General features: G+C 69.3%; 15 protein-coding genes, 1 tRNA gene and 1 pseudogene. 3 read left to right on the plus strand and 14 right to left on the minus strand.

What is annotated here, in order from left to right; all coding sequences use genetic code 11:
* The 9 genes and pseudogenes from kdpA to ABW16_RS27045 form a co-directional block, all read right to left on the minus strand.
* Entirely contained in the window at positions 1–1,671 is a 1,671-nt protein-coding gene (gene kdpA, locus ABW16_RS01355; RefSeq protein WP_047317307.1) for a potassium-transporting ATPase subunit KdpA, read from the minus strand.
* The gene (locus ABW16_RS27035; protein WP_109519438.1) at positions 1,672–1,761 is read right to left on the minus strand and encodes a potassium-transporting ATPase subunit F; all 90 of its coding nucleotides are present in this window, start codon (positions 1,759–1,761) and stop codon (positions 1,672–1,674) included.
* 204 nt (positions 1,762–1,965) lie between these two features.
* Positions 1,966–2,916 (minus strand): Ppx/GppA phosphatase family protein, encoded by a 951-nt coding sequence (locus ABW16_RS01360; protein ID WP_109519440.1) that lies wholly within the window; start codon positions 2,914–2,916, stop codon positions 1,966–1,968.
* Positions 2,907–3,398 (minus strand): DUF501 domain-containing protein, encoded by a 492-nt coding sequence (locus ABW16_RS01365; RefSeq protein WP_047317309.1) that lies wholly within the window; start codon positions 3,396–3,398, stop codon positions 2,907–2,909. Before ABW16_RS01365 ends, ABW16_RS01360 begins: the two co-directional genes overlap by 10 nt.
* Entirely contained in the window at positions 3,391–4,029 is a 639-nt protein-coding gene (locus ABW16_RS01370; RefSeq protein WP_047317310.1) for an FtsB family cell division protein, read from the minus strand. Before ABW16_RS01370 ends, ABW16_RS01365 begins: the two co-directional genes overlap by 8 nt.
* Before the next feature lie 18 nt (positions 4,030–4,047).
* Entirely contained in the window at positions 4,048–5,337 is a 1,290-nt protein-coding gene (gene eno / locus ABW16_RS01375; RefSeq protein WP_047317311.1) for a phosphopyruvate hydratase, read from the minus strand.
* Between the two features lie 81 nt (positions 5,338–5,418).
* Positions 5,419–6,153 (minus strand): lytic transglycosylase domain-containing protein, encoded by a 735-nt coding sequence (locus tag ABW16_RS01380; RefSeq protein WP_047317312.1) that lies wholly within the window; start codon positions 6,151–6,153, stop codon positions 5,419–5,421.
* Between the two features lie 135 nt (positions 6,154–6,288).
* Positions 6,289–6,849, minus strand: coding sequence for an RNA polymerase sigma factor SigC (gene sigC, locus ABW16_RS27040; RefSeq protein ID WP_233424689.1), 561 nt, complete (start codon positions 6,847–6,849; stop codon positions 6,289–6,291).
* A gap of 147 nt (positions 6,850–6,996) precedes the next feature.
* Positions 6,997–7,686: pseudogene (locus ABW16_RS27045) on the minus strand (DUF2275 domain-containing protein); the annotation flags it as partial.
* Between the two features lie 100 nt (positions 7,687–7,786).
* Between ABW16_RS27045 and ABW16_RS01390 the strand changes: the two are divergent.
* A complete protein-coding gene (locus ABW16_RS01390; RefSeq protein WP_047317313.1) occupies positions 7,787–9,304 on the plus strand; it encodes a PPE family protein in 1,518 nt (505 codons plus the stop codon).
* Between the two features lie 19 nt (positions 9,305–9,323).
* Here ABW16_RS01390 and ABW16_RS01395 read toward each other — a convergent pair whose 3' ends face one another.
* The 5 genes from ABW16_RS01395 to ABW16_RS01415 form a co-directional block, all read right to left on the minus strand.
* Positions 9,324–10,208, minus strand: coding sequence for a nucleoside triphosphate pyrophosphohydrolase (locus ABW16_RS01395; RefSeq protein WP_047317314.1), 885 nt, complete (start codon positions 10,206–10,208; stop codon positions 9,324–9,326).
* 5 nt (positions 10,209–10,213) lie between these two features.
* Positions 10,214–13,849 carry a transcription-repair coupling factor gene (gene mfd / locus ABW16_RS01400; RefSeq protein ID WP_047317315.1) on the minus strand — a complete coding sequence of 1,212 codons (3,636 nt, stop codon included), beginning with the start codon at positions 13,847–13,849 and terminating at the stop codon, positions 10,214–10,216.
* A 76-nt stretch (positions 13,850–13,925) separates the two neighbouring features.
* Complete coding sequence (locus ABW16_RS01405; RefSeq protein ID WP_047317316.1) at positions 13,926–14,177, minus strand: type II toxin-antitoxin system RelE family toxin; 252 nt, start codon at positions 14,175–14,177, stop codon at positions 13,926–13,928.
* Positions 14,174–14,446, minus strand: a complete 273-nt coding sequence (locus ABW16_RS01410; protein WP_047317317.1) for a type II toxin-antitoxin system Phd/YefM family antitoxin — start codon at positions 14,444–14,446, stop codon at positions 14,174–14,176. The genes ABW16_RS01405 and ABW16_RS01410 overlap by 4 nt, the downstream gene beginning before the upstream one ends.
* A 50-nt stretch (positions 14,447–14,496) precedes the next feature.
* Positions 14,497–15,099: a TetR/AcrR family transcriptional regulator gene (locus tag ABW16_RS01415; RefSeq protein WP_024442510.1), complete on the minus strand. Its 603-nt coding sequence runs from the start codon at positions 15,097–15,099 to the stop codon at positions 14,497–14,499.
* Between the two features lie 87 nt (positions 15,100–15,186).
* Between ABW16_RS01415 and ABW16_RS01420 the strand changes: the two genes are divergently transcribed.
* Positions 15,187–15,258 (plus strand) — tRNA-Gln (locus ABW16_RS01420).
* Between the two features lie 59 nt (positions 15,259–15,317).
* On the plus strand, positions 15,318–16,844 hold the full coding sequence (gene glmU / locus ABW16_RS01425) for a bifunctional UDP-N-acetylglucosamine diphosphorylase/glucosamine-1-phosphate N-acetyltransferase GlmU (RefSeq protein ID WP_047317318.1): 1,527 nt from the start codon (positions 15,318–15,320) through the stop codon (positions 16,842–16,844).
* Positions 16,845–16,953 lie beyond the last annotated feature (109 nt).

Genomic DNA, 16,953 nt, shown 5'->3' on the forward strand with positions numbered 1-16,953 from the left:
TCAGTGCAGCCCTTCAGCGAGTGGCCCCAACGCCAGTGCCGGCAGAAAGGTGAGGGCAACCAGAATGAGCGTCACCCCGACGACCATGCCGACGAACTGGGGCTTGTGAGTGGGCAGCGTGCCAAGGGATTCCGGAGTCTGCCCCTGCGCCGCGAGCGCCCCGGCCAGCGCAAGCACCAGGATCATCGGCAGAAACCTGCCGATGAGCATCGCGATGCCCAGTGCGGTCTCGTACCACGTCCCGTCGGCTGCCAAGCCCGCGAACGCGGAGCCGTTGTTATTCGCCGCGGAGGTGAACGCGTAGAGCACCTCGGAGAGCCCGTGCGGTCCGGTGTTGGCCATCGCCGAGCGCAGGCCCGGCAAGGCGATCGAAATTGCCGTTCCGCACAGCACAACCACTGGAGTCACCAGAAAATAGCTTGCCGCCAGCTTGATCTCGCGTGCACTGATCTTCTTGCCCAGGTATTCCGGCGTACGGCCGACCATCAGCCCGGCGACGAACACCGTGATCACCGCGAGGATCAAGATGCCGTACAGGCCCGAGCCGACACCGCCGGGAGCGACTTCCCCCAGTTGCATGTCGACCATCGTCAGCAGGCCGCCCAGACTGGTGTAGGAGTCGTGCGTGGAATCCACTGCGCCGGTGGAGGTCAGCGTGGTCGCCGCGGCGAAGACCGCCGAGTCGGCCACGCCGAGCCGCTGCTCGATCCCCTCACTCGCGGCCCCCACGGCGGTCGGGACGGTGCCGTGATGCGCCAGCTGCGACCAGCCGAGCAGGCTGACGCTGATGAGGGCGATCACGGCCATGATGGCGGCGATGGCGTGACCCTGCTTGGTGTTGCCCACCATGCGGCCGAACGTGCGGGGCAGCGAGAACGCGATGACCACCAGCAGGAAGATCTCGACCCAGTTGGTCCATGCGGTCGGGTTCTCGAACGGATGCGCGGAGTTGGCGTTATAGAAGCCGCCCCCGTTGGTGCCCAGCAGCTTGATCACTTCCTGGCTGGCCACCGGGCCACCCGGAATGGTCTGCGGCGCACCGGTCAGGGTCGTGATTGTCTGGTCGTTGAGGTGAAAGTTCTGGACAACCCCGCCGGCGATCAACACCGTCGCGCCGACGACCGCGATCGGGAGCAGGATGCGCAGGGTGCCACGAACCAGATCAACCCAGAATGAGCCCAGCACGGCGGTGCGCCGGCCCACGAGCCCGCGGACAAAGGCGACGGCTACCGCCATGCCGACCGCGGCGGAGACGAAGTTCTGCACCGCCAGGCCGGTCATCTGCACCAGATGGCCCTGCGTCGACTCGCCGGGATAGGCCTGCCAGTTGGTGTTGGTGACAAAGCTGACCGCGGTGTTCCACGACAACCCAGGCGTCATCGATGTCGCCGGATCATCCAGATGCAGGGGAAGTGCGCCCTGAATGAGCTGCAGAACGAACAAGAACACCACGCAGACGGCCGAAAACGCCAGAACACTGCGCGCGTAGCCGACCCAGGTCTGTTCGGACTCCGGGTTGACACCGATCGCCCGGTAGACGAATCGCTCACTGCGGGAGTGTGTTTCACGGGTGTAGACCCGATACATGTAGTCGCCCAAAGGTACGTGCACCGCCACCAGCGCCACGACCAACGACGCCAGGAACAACACGCCCGCGGCTGTCGTACTCAACTAGAACCGTTCCGGGAACAGCAGTGCGGCCACCAACAGCACGACCACCGCAAGGGCCAGCGCCAGACCGACGGCATTGGTAAGGCTCACAGTCGCTCAACCAACTTCAACACCCCGCCGAGCAGGGCGAAGATCGCCACCGTCAGCAGCAGGTAGGTCACTACAGCCACGCGTTCTCCGTTCTCGAGAACCCGATCGGGTCTGCGACGAAGCTAGACCCGGTGAGCAGGCACGGCGGCGGCCGTTGACGCTTTCTTTACGCTCGGCGAGGTGACTTTTACGCCTTTACGGCCGTCAGGCGATCGACAGCACGATGCCGTCCAGGATGTCGTGTTCGCTGACCACCAGCTCCGCGATTCCGGCGCGCTCAGCCAAGATGCGGGCCAGCTCCTCGACCACGATCGCCCCGCCGCCGATGACATCGACGCGGCCGGGGTGCATCGGCCCCAGGGCGGCCCGCTCGGCACGGCTCATGCCGATCAGTTGATCGCAGACCGCCGTCAGATCGTCGAAGCCGACCCGCGACAGATGTATTGCGGCCGAATCGTATTCGGGCAGCCCGTGCGCCAGGGCCGACAGCGTGGTCATGGTCCCCGCCACTCCCACCCAGGTTCTGGCGTGCTGCACCGGCACCGCCTGCACCGCCTCGCCGAGCAGCTCGCGAGCCACCTCGCGAGCGGCCGAGACTTCCTCGGTGGTCGGCGGGTCGGAGTGCAGGCACCGTTCGGTCAACCGGACACAGCCGACGTTGGCCGAGTAACTCGCCGACACCCCGTTGTCCGGATCGCCCAGCACCACCTCGGTGGATCCGCCACCGAGATCGACGACCACGAATGGCCCGTCGGCACTGTCCAACTCACCCACCGCGCCGCGGAAGGACAGCTGCGCTTCCTCTTGCCCGGTGATCACCTCGGCGACCGCCCCCGCAACGGCTTGTCCCAATACCTGCGCGGTCATGGCGAAGAACACGTCGCGGTTGGCCGCGTCGCGGGTAGCCGAGGTCGCCACCATCCGCACTCGTGAAACACCGTGTGCCACCAGCAACTCGGTGTAGTCGGCCAGTGCCGCGCGGGTGCGCTCCAACGCCTCGGGGGCGAACTGTCCGGTCGCGTCGACGCCCTCGCCCAGCCGGACGATGCGCATCTCCCGGTGGATGTCGCGCAGCCGGCCGTCGACCGGCTCAGCGATCAGCAGCCGAATCGAGTTGGTGCCGCAATCGATTCCGGCCAGACGAGTCACAGCCACTCCTCCGGCCGGAGAATCCCGGCCATCGCGGGCTCGGCGGCCAGGATGGCCAGCGTCTCGTCGCCGAACGGGTTGACGCCGCGGCCCTTGGCCAGGGAATGCGCCATCAGCACGTGCAGGCATTTCACCCGGTCGGGCATGCCCCCGCCGGTGAACGTGGTTCCCAGCGGTTGGATCGCGTCGCGTTCGGCGAGATAGGACTCGTGGGCGGCCCGGTAGCCGGCGGCGAGTTCGGGATCGTGCTGCAGCCGCTCGGTCATGTCGGCCATCAAGCCCGAGGACTCCAACCGGCTGGCCGCGGCGGTCAGCGCCGGATGGGTCAGGTAGTACAGGGTGGGAAACGGTGTCCCGTCCGGCAGCTTCGGGGCCGTTTTGACCACGGCGGGCTCGCCATTGGGGCACCGATAGGAAATCTCCAGGACGCCGCGAGGCTCTCGGCCCAATTGCCGGCCCACCGCGTCCAGGTCGGCGGGATCAACCACCGGGCACCACCGGTGCGGGCGGAACCGGAACCCACGGCGGTGCCGGCGGCGGCGGAGGAGGGTGCGGCGCGTCGGCGATGGTGTGCCACAGCGCGGTGTACCAGGGATCACCGCTGGGGGCGGCCAGGGGTTCGGCGCCCGGCTCGCCCGGCACCTCCGGCGACGCCGGCAGCTGGACCTGGTAGGGGATCTCGCCGGGCATGACGAAGCCGAGCCGCTGGCGGGCCTGCGCCCGGATGTGCGCGGGGTCGTCCAGGTTGGCCTTCTGTTGCTGCAGGTCGGTGATCTGGCGGTGCAGGGTGGTCTCCAATTGGGACTGCTGTTTCATCTCGGCGTGCTGGGCGAAGAAGGTACGGACCGGCCCGGCGACGGTCAGCGTGAGCACGCACATCACCGCGGCCAGGATGACCGCCCGCCGGGCGGTGAAACCGACCCGCAGCTCCGAGCTCTGCTCGGCCGCCGCGGCAATGGCTCGTTTGACCGCTCCGGCGGGTGACGGCGGCGTGCGCGAGCTGCCCGTCGCGCGGCGCACCACCGCTGCAGGACGCGGCCGTGCACGTCGCGTCTCTCCGGCCCGGCCCGGCCGTGATTTCGCGGCGCGCCGCTTGTCGGGCCGTTTCGGATCGGACATGGCAGCGCCCCCTGGCTGCTACTTGCTCTCCGGCGCGTAGCGGGGGAAGGCCAGCTCGCCGGCATAGCGGGCGGCGTCGCCGAGTTCCTCCTCGATGCGCAGCAGCTGGTTGTACTTGGCCACCCGCTCGCTGCGGGCCGGGGCACCGGTCTTGATCTGGCCACTGCTGACGGCCACAGCGAGGTCGGCGATGGTGGTGTCCTCGGTCTCGCCGCTGCGGTGGCTCATCATGGTGCGGTAACCGCTGTGGTGGGCCAGGGTGACGGCGTCCAGGGTTTCGGTCAGCGTGCCGATCTGGTTGACCTTGACCAGCAATGCATTTGCCGCACCCCGCTCGATGCCCTCCTCGAGGCGTTCGGGGTTGGTGACGAACAGGTCGTCGCCGACGAGCTGCACCCGGTCCCCGATCGCCGAGGTCAGCGACACCCAGCCGTCCCAGTCGTCCTCGGACAGCGGGTCTTCGATCGACACCAGCGGGTAGTTGTCGAGCAACTTGGCGTAGAACTCGGTCAGCTGGGCCGCGGTGCGGTTCTGCTTCTCGAACGCGTAGCCGCTGCCCTCGGTGTAGAACTCGGTGGCCGCGACGTCCAGCGCCAGCGCGACATCGGTGCCCAGCTTGAGCCCGGTGGCCTCGATCGCGGTGCTGATCAGGTCCAGCGCGGCGGTGGTGCCGGCGACGTCGGGAGCGAAACCGCCCTCGTCACCGAGCCCGGTGGACAGGCCCTGCTTCTTGAGCACTGACTTCAACGAGTGGTAGACCTCGGCACCCCAGCGCAGCGCCTCGGCGAAGTTGGGGGCGCCGATCGGGGCGACCATGAACTCCTGGACGTCGACACCGGTGTCGGCGTGCGCGCCGCCGTTGAGGATGTTCATCATCGGCACCGGCAGGATGTGGGCGTTGGGGCCGCCGAGGTAGCGGTACAGCGGCAGCGCCGCGGAGTCCGCGGCGGCCTTGGCCACCGCCAGCGACACCCCCAGCATGGCGTTGGCGCCCAGCCGGGACTTGTCCGGGGTGCCGTCGAGGTCCACCAGGGCCTGGTCCACCAGCCGCTGGTCGTCCGCGCTGATCCCGATCACCACCGGCGCGATCTGGTCCAGTACCGCGGTGACCGCCTTCTGCACACCCTTGCCGCCGTAGCGGGTGCCACCGTCGCGCAGTTCCACGGCCTCGTGTTCGCCGGTGGAGGCGCCGGAGGGCACCGCGGCCCGGGCGAAGGTGCCGTCCTCCAGCGCGACCTCGACCTCGACCGTGGGGTTGCCGCGGGAATCGAGAATCTCGCGGGCGCCGACCTGCTGGATGATGGACACTGACTTCTCCTTGAGCGTGGGTGGGGCCGGCCGTCTTGTCCTATCGATGGCCTGTTGGGAGCCTATCCCGTACCAGACGCCTCACAGCGGGCGACCGGCCGCGTACGCGGCGGCCCAATCCCGGACAGCGCGGGCGTAGATCTCCGACTCGTTGTAGGCCATCAACGCCGTCATCCAGCCCTTGGGTGTGGCCAGATCTTTGCCGCGCCAGCACAGATAGCCGGCCGCCGACAGTGCGGCGTCATCGATGTTGTCCGGGCTGACGACGCCGTCGTTGTTGGCGTCGACGCCGTAGAGCCGCCAGGTCTCCGGAATGAACTGCATCGGGCCCATCGCGCGGACCACGCCGTCGTCGTCGGCCAGCTCCGGCTGGACGTCCTCGACGATGTGAAGATTGCCGCCGGACCCGTCGAGCCGGACGCCGCGGATCTTGGGTCGCACGTCGCCGTTGCGTGCCACCGTGGCGTTGTTGTAGTGGCCGTGATGACTCTCGATCTGGCCGATGGCCGCCAGCGTGGTCCAGCCAAGATGACAGTTGGGGTTCTCCACCTCCGCGACCCGTGCGGCGTAGGCGTAGGCCTCCAGCGCGGTGATCGGGATGCCGAGCATCGGGGCCCGCTCGGCGGCCCACTGATAGAGCTGGTCGGCGGGCCGGCCCGAGGCGACGTCGGTACTCACCGGCGGCACCGGGTCTCCGGGGGGTGGCGGCACGCCCTGCGGGATGGGATTACCGAGCTGCCAGCTGCAGCTGGACGCCAGCAGCACAGCCGTCGCGCCGACGACGGCGGCCGTCCGCAGCCAACGTAGCGCCGACACCGCTCTCCCCAACCTCGAAGCTATGGTTTTGCGTCCATCGTTCCATGACCGGTCCAAGAGCGAGGCACCACCGACTGCCCGCGCCGCCTGCACACCTGGTAAAAACCGGCTCTGCCAGCGCGAATCCAAGCCGGTCTAACCGGTGAGCTCACCGCGTTCCGGATCGGCCAGCAGCGCGTCACGCGCGCGTGCGACTCGGGACCGAATAGTCCCCACCGGGCAACCACAGACCGCGGCCGCGTCGGAATAGGACAGGCCGAAGAGCTGGGTCAGCAGCAATGCCTCGCGCTGATCGGTCGACAGGCCGGCGATCAACGCGGTCACCTCGACGACGTCCTCGAAGCCGCGGGCGGGCCGGTCGCGGTCGAGCAGCAGCTCGGGGTCGGCGCCCGGCGCGGTGCGCGGACGCGACTTGAGGTACCGAATGTGGTCGGCCACCACCCGGCGCGCGATGGCCAGCAGCCAGGTCCGGGCGCTGGAACGGCCGGCGAACCGCGGGATCGCGCCGATGGCTCGCAGGAAGGTTTCCTGGGTCAGGTCGTCGGCGCTGACACCGTCGAAAAGGTAAGCCACGAATCGCCAGACGTCGTGCTGAGTGGCCTTGATGAAAGCCTCCAGCGCGCTGGCATCACCGGCTGCGGCGGCGACGGCGAGAGCGGTGACAGCATCGTCGTCGACCCGGTCAGCTCCCGCCATGAACATCCACCTTAGACCCGGGGTCGCGACGCTATTACGACGCATGGTCGTAGAGCCGTCGGAGCGGTTGACCGACCGCAGATGGCGGCGCCGGCCCCGACTGCCGGACGCCGCCGGGCCAGCCCCATCCGCAGCGCCGTCGACGTCCCACCGGGCCGGGCGCGGGCCTGCGCCACCGATGCGTTGGCGCGCGACCAGCAAAGCGAATACCAAGCCGATCAGCACCGGCAGGTGGCTGGCGATCCGAGCTGCCGTCACCTGACCGTGGTAGGCGTCGACAGCCACGTAACCGCCCAATGCCAGGGCATACACTCCGGCGATCGCGGCAACGCCGACCGCCACGGACGGCCAGATACCGGCGGCGATCATCGCCCCGCCGAGCGCCAGCAACCAAGCGGTGGACTCATGCAGCAAATGCGCTCCGGTGGCGGCGCCGTGCCCGTGTCCGTGCGCCGACACCATGCCGAAGTCCACGCCGGCGATCTGCACCGCCGCCATCGCCACCTGGAGCACCCCGACGGCTATCAGCGCCGGCCGCCGAAAACCCCACCGCGACCACAGGCTGCCGCCGGAGCTCTCGGCGGTGACCGATGTCACCCCGGCGGCCGCCAGAATCTGGGCGGCCAGGTCAGGGCCGGCGTCGCCGTCGGCGTCACTGTTGATGTCGGTCAGCCGGCGGGCTTGGGCGGCAGCGCCGACCAGCCAGCGCCGGCAACTGCGGCACGATGCCAGGTGCGCGTCGACCTGCTGCGCCGGCAGCTCCTGCTGCTCGCCGTCGAGCAGCGACGACAGGGTCTCGCGCACCACCTCGCACCGCATGCCGCCATAGTCGCTCATTCGGCGCCCGGATACAAAGATTCGTCTGCAGGGAACCAAACCGGGCCACGCCGCGACCAATTGGTTGACCGAACAAGATCACGTTGGGAAGAGGTGCTCGATGACCGCACCGGTCTGGCTGGCGTCGCCGCCGGAGGTGCACTCGGCGCTGCTGAACGCCGGGCCCGGCCCCGGGCCGCTGCTGGAATCGGCGTCGGCGTACTCGGTGCTGAGCGCGGAATACGCCGAAGTGGCGGCCGAACTCGACGCGGTGCTGGCCGGAGTGCAGGCCGGTGCCTGGCAGGGCCCCAGCGCCCAGCAGTACGCGGCCGCGCACGGCCCGTATCTGAGCTGGCTGGCCGAGAGCGCCGCCAAGAGCACCGCCGCGGCCGGCCTGCATCAAACCGCGGCCACGGCCTACACCGCCGCGCTGGCCGGCATGCCCACGCTGGCCGAACTGGCCGCCAACCACGCTGTGCACGCGGCGCTGGTGGCGACGAACTTCTTCGGCGTCAACACCATCCCGATCGCGCTGAACGAAGCCGACTATGCCCGGATGTGGGTCCAGGCCGCGGAGATGATGACTGTCTACCAGGGCGTCGCGGGAGCGGCGCTGGCCTCGGTTCCGCCTGTGACGCCCGCGCCGCCGATCATGGCCCCGGGGGCCGCCGAGGCCGCTGCCGCGCCCAGTTGGGAGCAGCAGCTCAAGGACCTGATCACGCAGTACAACATGGGCTTTGCGGACCCGATCGCCAAGTGGCTGTGGTCGCAGTTGGGCTTCGACGGATATCCGATCGAGGCGTTTCCGTTTGCCAGCTCGGTCACCCAGATGCTGCTGCAGATCCCGGGGATGTCCCCCATTCTGGCCGGGGCCTTCGGCTGGTTCACCTTTCACACGCTGATGCTGTTGTGGCCGATCGGGCAGATTGCCCTGCAGATGGCGATCCCGATCGTGATGGCCGCGTTGCCCGCTCTGGCCGCCGCCGCCGGACTCGGTGCGCTCGGCGCTATCGGTGCGGTCGGGCTCGACCAGACCGTCGAGCCGACCCCGCCGATGCCGGTGGGCGGCAGCGTCGGCGCCCCGGTCGCCGCGGGTGCCCCGGTGCCGGCGGGCGCCGAGGCGTGCGCCTGCGCGGACCCGATCTCCTCGGCGGGAACCACCGCTCCGGCCACCGCAGGCGCCGGCATGCCGGCCGGCGGCGCGGCGGGTGGCGGGCCGGGCGTCGGATTCGGGCCGACCTCCTGCCTGTACCTGGTGAGCAGTGTCTCCTCGTCGGCGCGCTGCTCCAGCGGTGCGCGACGTTCCCGCAGTGCCGACGAAGAGGCCTCGGAGAGCCAGGGCGCCCCCGGTGAGGCGACGGCGCAGGCGCTGGCCGCCAAGCGCCGGCAGCGCCAGCGCGCCAAGCAGCGCGGATTCGGCGACGAATACATGGATATGAACATCGGTGTGACGCCGGAGTGGGAGACGCCCCCGGGCGCCAGCGCCTCGGATTCCGGGGCCGGCCCGCTGGGCTTCGCCGGCACGGCCGCCGGGACCGGCCGACAGGCGTCCGGAATCGCCGTGCTCACCGGTGACGGGCTCGACACCGAACCGCGGATCCCGATGCTGCCGGGCAGTTGGGGCGAGAACCCGAACTGACCGGTTGCGGCGCGGGGCGCTAGGGCTGCGGCCAGTGGGCGCGCCACTGATCTTCGGTGGGCTCGCCGATGATCGCCTTTTCCACCGCACGGACGGTGTCCATGAGTTCCAAAACCGCTGTCCGCAAGTCGTTTTCCGCATCGATGTCGGCGGCAACGGTGACGGTGGTGACGGCCTCGGGGATCAGGTCGGCGGGTACGCCGGCGCGCGCGAGCCGTTGCAGCACCTTCTGGGCCAACGCCAAGGCCGGCTGCGCGGTCGGCACGTCATCGAGAATCGAGTCACGCGACTTCTTCTCGAGATTCTTACGCTCTTCCCACTGCGCCACCTGCTCGGCAAGCGAGATCTCCTCGCCGGCGAGCACCGCGGGCGCCCGATTGATCAGTTTGCGCAGCAGCGAGTCGGCGACGTCGTCGATGCCGAACGCGTTCTCCGGTGCGTCCTCGGCGATGCGGGCGTGGAACAGCACCTGCAAGAGCACGTCGCCGAGTTCCGCGCACAGCTCGTCGGCGTCGCCGCTGCGGACCGCGTCGAACAGTTCGTAGGTCTCCTCGAGCAGGAACCGGCGCAGCGAGTCGTGGGTCTGTTCGCTCTCCCACGGGCCGGTGGTGCGTAGCCGGTCCATGATCGCGACCGCGTCGATCAGCCGCTCCCCCGGCGGCGCATCCGGCGCCGCGATCAGGGCTTCGCCGGCCTCCAGGCGGGCAACAACGTCGGGATGGTTGCGGTCCGAAGACAACAGCACGGGCGCTTGCACGTCTGAGAGCACCGATCGTGCGGCCGGCAACGACCAGGGCACCACGATCGGCAGTTCCTCGGTGTAGGCGACCTCACCGGCAAGCAGCGCGAGGGCTTCGACCGGCACGAGCGAGGGCCGGCGGGGGTCCACCAGGACGACGGTCATCGTGGTTACCGTACTGCGGGCGCCGCGCCGGTGACGTCGATGAGACCCTGCGGCTTGCCGTCCAGCGCGGAAATCAGATCGGCCACCATCTGGACGAGTTCGACGTCGCGGATACGGGGCGCGCCGACGCCGCCGCCGGCCCGCGGGATCGGCACCTGCACGGTGGCGGTGGTGGCGCGGTAACTGGCCGACGGATGCATCCGCTTGAGCCGCAACTGGGCGGAGTCCGGCAACGTCATCGGGGCCAGCCGCAGCGTGGTCGCCGACGCCGCCGACACCTCGGTGATCCCGGCTGCTCGGCACAGCAGCCGCAGCCGGGCCACCGCCACCAGCCGCCCGGCCGGCTCGGGCAGCGGCCCGTAGCGATCGGTCAGCTCATCGATGACAGCGTTGATCGCGGCGTCGTCGGGCGCAGCGGCTAGCCGTCGGTAGGCCTCCAGCCGCAGCCGGTCGGAGTTGATGTACTCCGGCGGCAGATGCGCGTCGACCGGCAGGTCGATCCGGACGTCCTTGACCTCCTCGGTGGTGATCGTCTCGCCGTTGAACGCCGCCCGATAGGCCTCGACGGCCTCGCCGACCAGCCGCACATACAGGTCGAAGCCCACCCCGGCGACGTGCCCGGACTGCTCCACCCCCAGCACGTTGCCGGCGCCGCGGATCTCCAGGTCCTTCATCGCCACCGCCATCCCGGCGCCGAGTTCGTTGTTCTGGGCGATGGTGGCCAACCGGTCGTGGGCGGTCTCGGTCAGCGGGCTCTCCCGCGGATAGAGGAAGTAGGCGTAGCCGCGCTCCCGGCTGCGGCCCACCCGGCCCCGCAGCTGGTGCAGCTGGGAGAGCCCGAAGGTGTCGGCACGCTCCACGATCAACGTGTTGGCGTTGGAGATGTCCAGGCCGGTCTCGATGATCGTGGTGCACACCAGAATGTCGTACTCCCGGTTCCAGAAGCCCTGCACCGTGGTTTCCAGCATTTCCTCGGGCATCTGGCCGTGCGCGACCACGACCCGGGCCTCGGGCACCAGCGCACGCACCCGGGCGGCGGCCGCGTCGATGGAGCTGACCCGGTTGTGCACGTAGAACACCTGGCCATCGCGCAGCAGCTCGCGCCGCAATGCCGCGGCGACCTGCTTCTCATCGTGCGGGCCGACGTAGGTCAGCACGGGATAGCGGTCTTCGGGTGGGGTGAGGATCGTCGACATCTCCCGGATGCCGGCCAGGCTCATCTCCAGGGTGCGCGGGATCGGCGTGGCGCTCATGGTGAGCACGTCGACGTGGGTGCGCAGGGCCTTGATGTGCTCCTTGTGCTCGACGCCGAACCGCTGTTCCTCGTCGACGATCACCAGGCCGAGGTCCTTCCAGCGCACCCCGGTCTGCAGCAGCCGGTGGGTGCCGATCACCACGTCGACGGAGCCGTCGGCCAGGCCGTCGATAGTCGCCTTGGATTCTCGGGCGTCGGTGAACCGCGACAGCCCCTTGACGGTGACCGGGAAGCCGGCCATCCGGGTGCTGAACGTCTGCAGGTGCTGATCGGCCAGCAGCGTGGTGGGCACCAGCACCGCGACCTGCTTGCCGTCCTGGACGGCTTTGAACGCCGCTCGCACCGCGATCTCGGTCTTGCCGTAGCCGACGTCGCCGCAGATCACCCGGTCCATCGGGACGGGCTTTTCCATGTCGGCCTTGACCTCGCTGATCGCGGTGAGCTGGTCGACGGTCTCGGTGAACCCGAAGGCGTCCTCCATCTCGGCCTGCCACGGGCTGTCCGGGGCGAACGCGTGGCCGGGCGCAGCCTGGCGTTTGGCGTAGAGCGCGACGAGTTCGTCGGCGATCTCGCGGACGGCCTTGCGGGCCTTGGTCTTGGTCTGGGCCCAGTCGCTGCCACCGAGCCGGCTCAGCGCCGGGGCCTGGCCGCCGACGTAGCGGGACAGCTGGTCCAGGGAGTCCATCGGCACGTAGAGCTTGTCGGTCCCGTTGGCTCCACGTTTGCCCGACGCATACTCGAGCACCAGGTATTCGCGCCGCGCCCCGCCGACGGTGCGCTCGGTCATCTCCACGAACTTGCCGATGCCGTGCTGGTCGTGCACCACCAGGTCGCCGGCGGTCAGCGCCAACGGGTCGACGGCGTTGCGGCGCTTGGCTGCCAGCCGCTTGCCTTCCGGCCCGCTCACCCGGTTGCCGGTCAGATCGGCCTCGGTCACCACCACCAGGTTGGCGCCCGGGATGATCAGACCCTCGTGCAGCGGGCCCTTCAGCACCCCGACCACGCCGGGCTGCGGCGCGGCACCCGCATCCAACAGTGTTGCCGCAGTCTCGGATTCGGCCAGCTGCTCCACGATCCGCCGCGCCGTGCCGACGCCGGGGGCCACCACCGCGGCACGCCCCCCGGTCGCGATGTGCGCCCGCAGCATGGCGAAGATCTCGTCGATGTCGCGCTGCCGCCCCCGTGCCGACGGCGACGCGCGCACATCGAGTTCGACCGCCTCCGGGTCGGGCAGCTGGCTCAGCGTCCACCACGGATGCCCGGTGTCCAGGGCCGCCTGGCGCACTTGGGCGAACTCACGGAATCCCGATCCGCCGAGCTGCTCGATGTCGATCGGCGCCTCACCGCCGATCGCCGCTGTCGACCAGGACGCCTCCAGGAATTCGCGTCCGGTCTTGATCAGGTCGGCGGCGCGGGCGCGGATCTTCTCCGGATCGCAGACCAGCACCGGGGTACCGGCGGGCAGCTGATCGGTCAGCAGCGCCTGCGGGCCGGGCCGCAGCACCGGGCCCAGCGCCTCCATGCCGTCGACCGGGATGCCCTCGGCCAGCTTGGCCAGCATGTCGCCGACGGTGCCCAACACGGCGTTGTCGGCGTGCGGCTGATCGCGTGCCAGCTCGGCCGCGCGCGCCCGGACCTCGTCGGTGAGCAGCAGCTCCCGACAGGGCACCGCGACCACGGTGCCGACCTCGACCTCGGGGATGGAGCGCTGATCGGCCACCGAGAACGGCCGGATCTCGGTGACCTCGTCACCCCAGAACTCGACGCGCACCGGATGCTCGGCGGTCGGCGGGAACAGGTCGAGGATCCCGCCGCGGACCGCGAACTCGCCGCGCTTGCCCACCAGGTCCACCCGGGTGTAGGCCAGCTCGACCAACCGGGCGATCACCGCCTCGAACGGAATCTCGTCACCGACGGCCAGCATGACCGGCTCGATCGCGTCCAGTTGGCCGGTCATCGGCTGCAGCAGCGACCGGGCCGTGGTCACCACCACGCGCAGGGGCGGCCCCAGCCGGGCGTCGTCGGGGCGGGCCAGCCGGCGCAGCAGCAGCAGGCGGGCGCCCACGGTGTCCACCCCGGGCGAGAGCCGCTCGTGCGGCAGCGTCTCCCAGGACGGAAACAGTGCCACCGTGTCGCCGTACACCCCGCGCAGCTCCGCGGTCAGGTCGTCGGCTTCGTGGCCGGTGGCGGTGACCACCAGCAGCGCGCTGCTGCGGGCCAGGGCTGCCGCGGTGAACGGACGCGCTCCGACCGGGCCCACCAGCGCGAGTTCGGCGGGCGGGTCGCCGGCGCGCTCGATGAGTTCGGCGAAGGCGGGCGCGCCCAGCGCCAGGTCTACGAGGCCCGCAATCGGGTTTTGGACAGTCTGGTACCCCGGTGCGGTCATGATGTGGACAATTCTAGGCGCTGCCCGATTCACGTTGCGGCACTGGTCAACCCGAGGGCAGGCGGCGCCGCATTATTCAGCGGTACGCATCGCTGCGCTTGACGACGGCGAAGATGATGACGACACCGGCGGCATCGTCGATCTGGTAGATGATGCGGTATTGCCCGAACCGGACACGCCAATCGTGGTGCGGGCCGACGAGCTTTCGCGCCCCGACCGGACGCGGATCGTCAGCGAGGGCAATGATCGCCTGTAATGCGGTCTCGAACGCGTCGCGCGGCAGACGTTGCAGCTGTTTGAGGATGTCAGGGTGGAATTCGACCCTCACGACGCGACGAATGCCTCGGCGTCCACACCCAGTGCGTCGAGCATCTCGCCCAATGACATCGTGGTGAACTCGTGCTCCCGAACGCTTCGCAGCCGGAGTGTGTCGGCGACGTCGGCGTGTTCGTGCAGCCGTTCGTAGTCGGCCATCGAAATCAGGACGGCGATCTCGGTGCCACTGTCGGTGATGATCGCCTCTTCACCGGTGGTGGCCACCTCGCGGACGATGGCACCAAGCTGTGCGCGCAACTCACGCAAGCTGTGTGTACTCATGTTAAACAAGTTACGCCCAGCCATCGGTGCGGGCAATTCGGTATTCGAGCTTATTCGTCGTGCAGGGTCGGGTCGGACTCCAGGTGAGTCAATCCGTTCCAACACAGGTTGACCAGGTGCGCGGCCACCACTTCTTTCTTGGGTTCGCGTACGTCGAGCCACCACTGGGCCGTCATCGACACCGACCCGACCAACGCCTGGGCGTACAGCGGCGCGGTCTCGGGGTCCAGGCCGCGTTTGGCGAAGTCGCCGGCCAAGATGGACGACACCTGGCCGATCGCGTCGTTGAGCAAGGTCGAGTAGGTGCCGGAACTGATCGACGCCGGAGAGTCGCGGATCAGGATGCGGAATCCGTCGGTGTGCTCGTCGACGTAGGTCAGCAGGGCCAGCGCGACGCGCTCCACCCGCAGCCGGGACTGGTTGTTGGTGGCCTTGGTCAACGACGTGGTGATGCCGTCCAGCAATGCCGACATCTCGCGGTCGACCACCACGGCGTAAAGCCCCTCCTTGCCACCGAAGTGCTCATAGACCACGGGCTTGGACACGTTGGCGCGCTGCGCGATCTCCTCGATAGAGGTGCCCTCATAACCGCGTTCGGCGAACAGCGAGCGGGCGACATCGATGAGTTGGTGACGACGCTCGCTACCTGTCATCCGGGCTCGAGGCGCCCGGCCGTCCTTGTCCAGACCAGCCACGCGACCAGGGTAGTCCGTTGGACTAGAGTCACTGCGGAACACCGATCCGTCGTGGTGTAATCGGCAGCACCTCTGATTTTGGTTCAGATAGTTCAGGTTCGAGTCCTGGCGACGGAGCTCACGGATTTGCTCTTACTTTTTGCCGCGAACGTGCGCAGAGTGACAGGCTAGGCGGCGTGTCGACGCACAAACACGCTCCCCCGCAAGCGGGAGGTACCCCCAAGTCGCGCCCGGATACGCAGGACGCCGTCATCGTCTTGGCGGCCGGGGCCGGAACCCGGATGGTCTCCGACACCCCCAAAGTGCTGCATGAGCTGGGCGGGCGCAGCATGCTGGCGCACTGCCTGTCCGCGGCCGCCGGCGTCGGGCCCCGCCACTTGGTGGTGGTGTTGGGCCACGAGCACGGGCGCATCACCGGCCCGGTCGCCGAGCTGGCGCAGGCCCTGGACTTTCCCATCGACATCGCCCTGCAGGACCAGCAGCTCGGGACCGGGCACGCGGTGCTGTGCGGCCTGGCCGCCCTGCCGGACGACTTCACCGGCACCGTCGTCGTCACCTCCGGCGACATCCCGCTGCTGGACACCGCCACGCTGCAGGCGCTGATCGACACCCATCGCACCGCCCCTGCCGCGGTCACGGTGCTGACCACCACGCTGGCCGACCCCACCGGCTACGGCCGCATCCTGCACACCCAGGACGGTGAAGTGACGGCCATTGTCGAGCAGGCCGACGCCACCGAATCGCAGCGGGAGATCCGCGAGGTCAATGCCGGGGTGTACGCCTTCGACATCGCCGCGCTGCGTTCCGCGCTGGGCCGGCTGGGCTCCGACAACGCCCAGCACGAGCTGTACCTCACCGATGTGATCGGCATCGTCCGCGGCGACGGCCAGGTGGTGCACGCCCGCCACGTCGACGACGCGGCGTTGGTGGCCGGCGTCAACGACCGGGTGCAACTGTCCGCGCTGGCTACCGAACTCAACCGCCGCCTGGTGGCCACCCACCAGCGGGCCGGCGTCACCATCGTCGACCCCACCACCACCTGGATCGACGTGGACGTGACCATCGGGCGCGACACCACCGTCGCGCCCGGAACCCAGCTGCTGGGCCGCACCGTCGTCGGCGCGCACTGCACGATCGGACCCGACACCACTCTGACCGATGTCACGGTGGGCGACGGCGCGTCGGTGATCCGCAGCCACGCCACCTCGTCGTCGGTCGGCGCCGGCGCCACGGTCGGGCCGTTCAGCTATCTGCGCCCCGGCACCGTGCTGGGCGCCGACGGCAAGCTGGGCGCGTTCGTCGAGACCAAGAACTCGACCATCGGCGCCGGGACCAAGGTTCCGCACCTGACCTACGTCGGCGACGCCGATATCGGCGACCACAGCAACATCGGCGCCTCCAGCGTGTTCGTCAACTACGACGGCCAGACCAAACGGCGGACCACGGTCGGCTCGCACGTGCGCACCGGCTCGGACACCATGTTCGTCGCACCGGTCACCATCGGCGACGGCGCCTACACGGGCGCCGGGACCGTGGTGCGCCACGATGTGCCGCCGGGCGCACTGGCCGTCTCGGCCGGCCCGCAACGCAACATCGAGAACTGGGTGCAGCGCAAGCGGCCCGGCAGTCAGGCCGCCGCGGCGGCCGACGCCGCGAACAGCGCCGAAGAATCCGGGCACACTCCACCCGATCGGTCATCGTGAGGTTGATCGCGTTGAGGCAGCCCGAGGCGAAATCGCGCACCGGGCTACGTACCATAAGGCCCGAGTTAACTCGACCGAAATCCACAATCTCCTACGGCGGGGGCAGCAC

It is taken from the genome of Mycolicibacter heraklionensis, assembly GCF_001021505.1.
GTDB classification, from domain to species: domain Bacteria; phylum Actinomycetota; class Actinomycetes; order Mycobacteriales; family Mycobacteriaceae; genus Mycobacterium; species Mycobacterium heraklionense.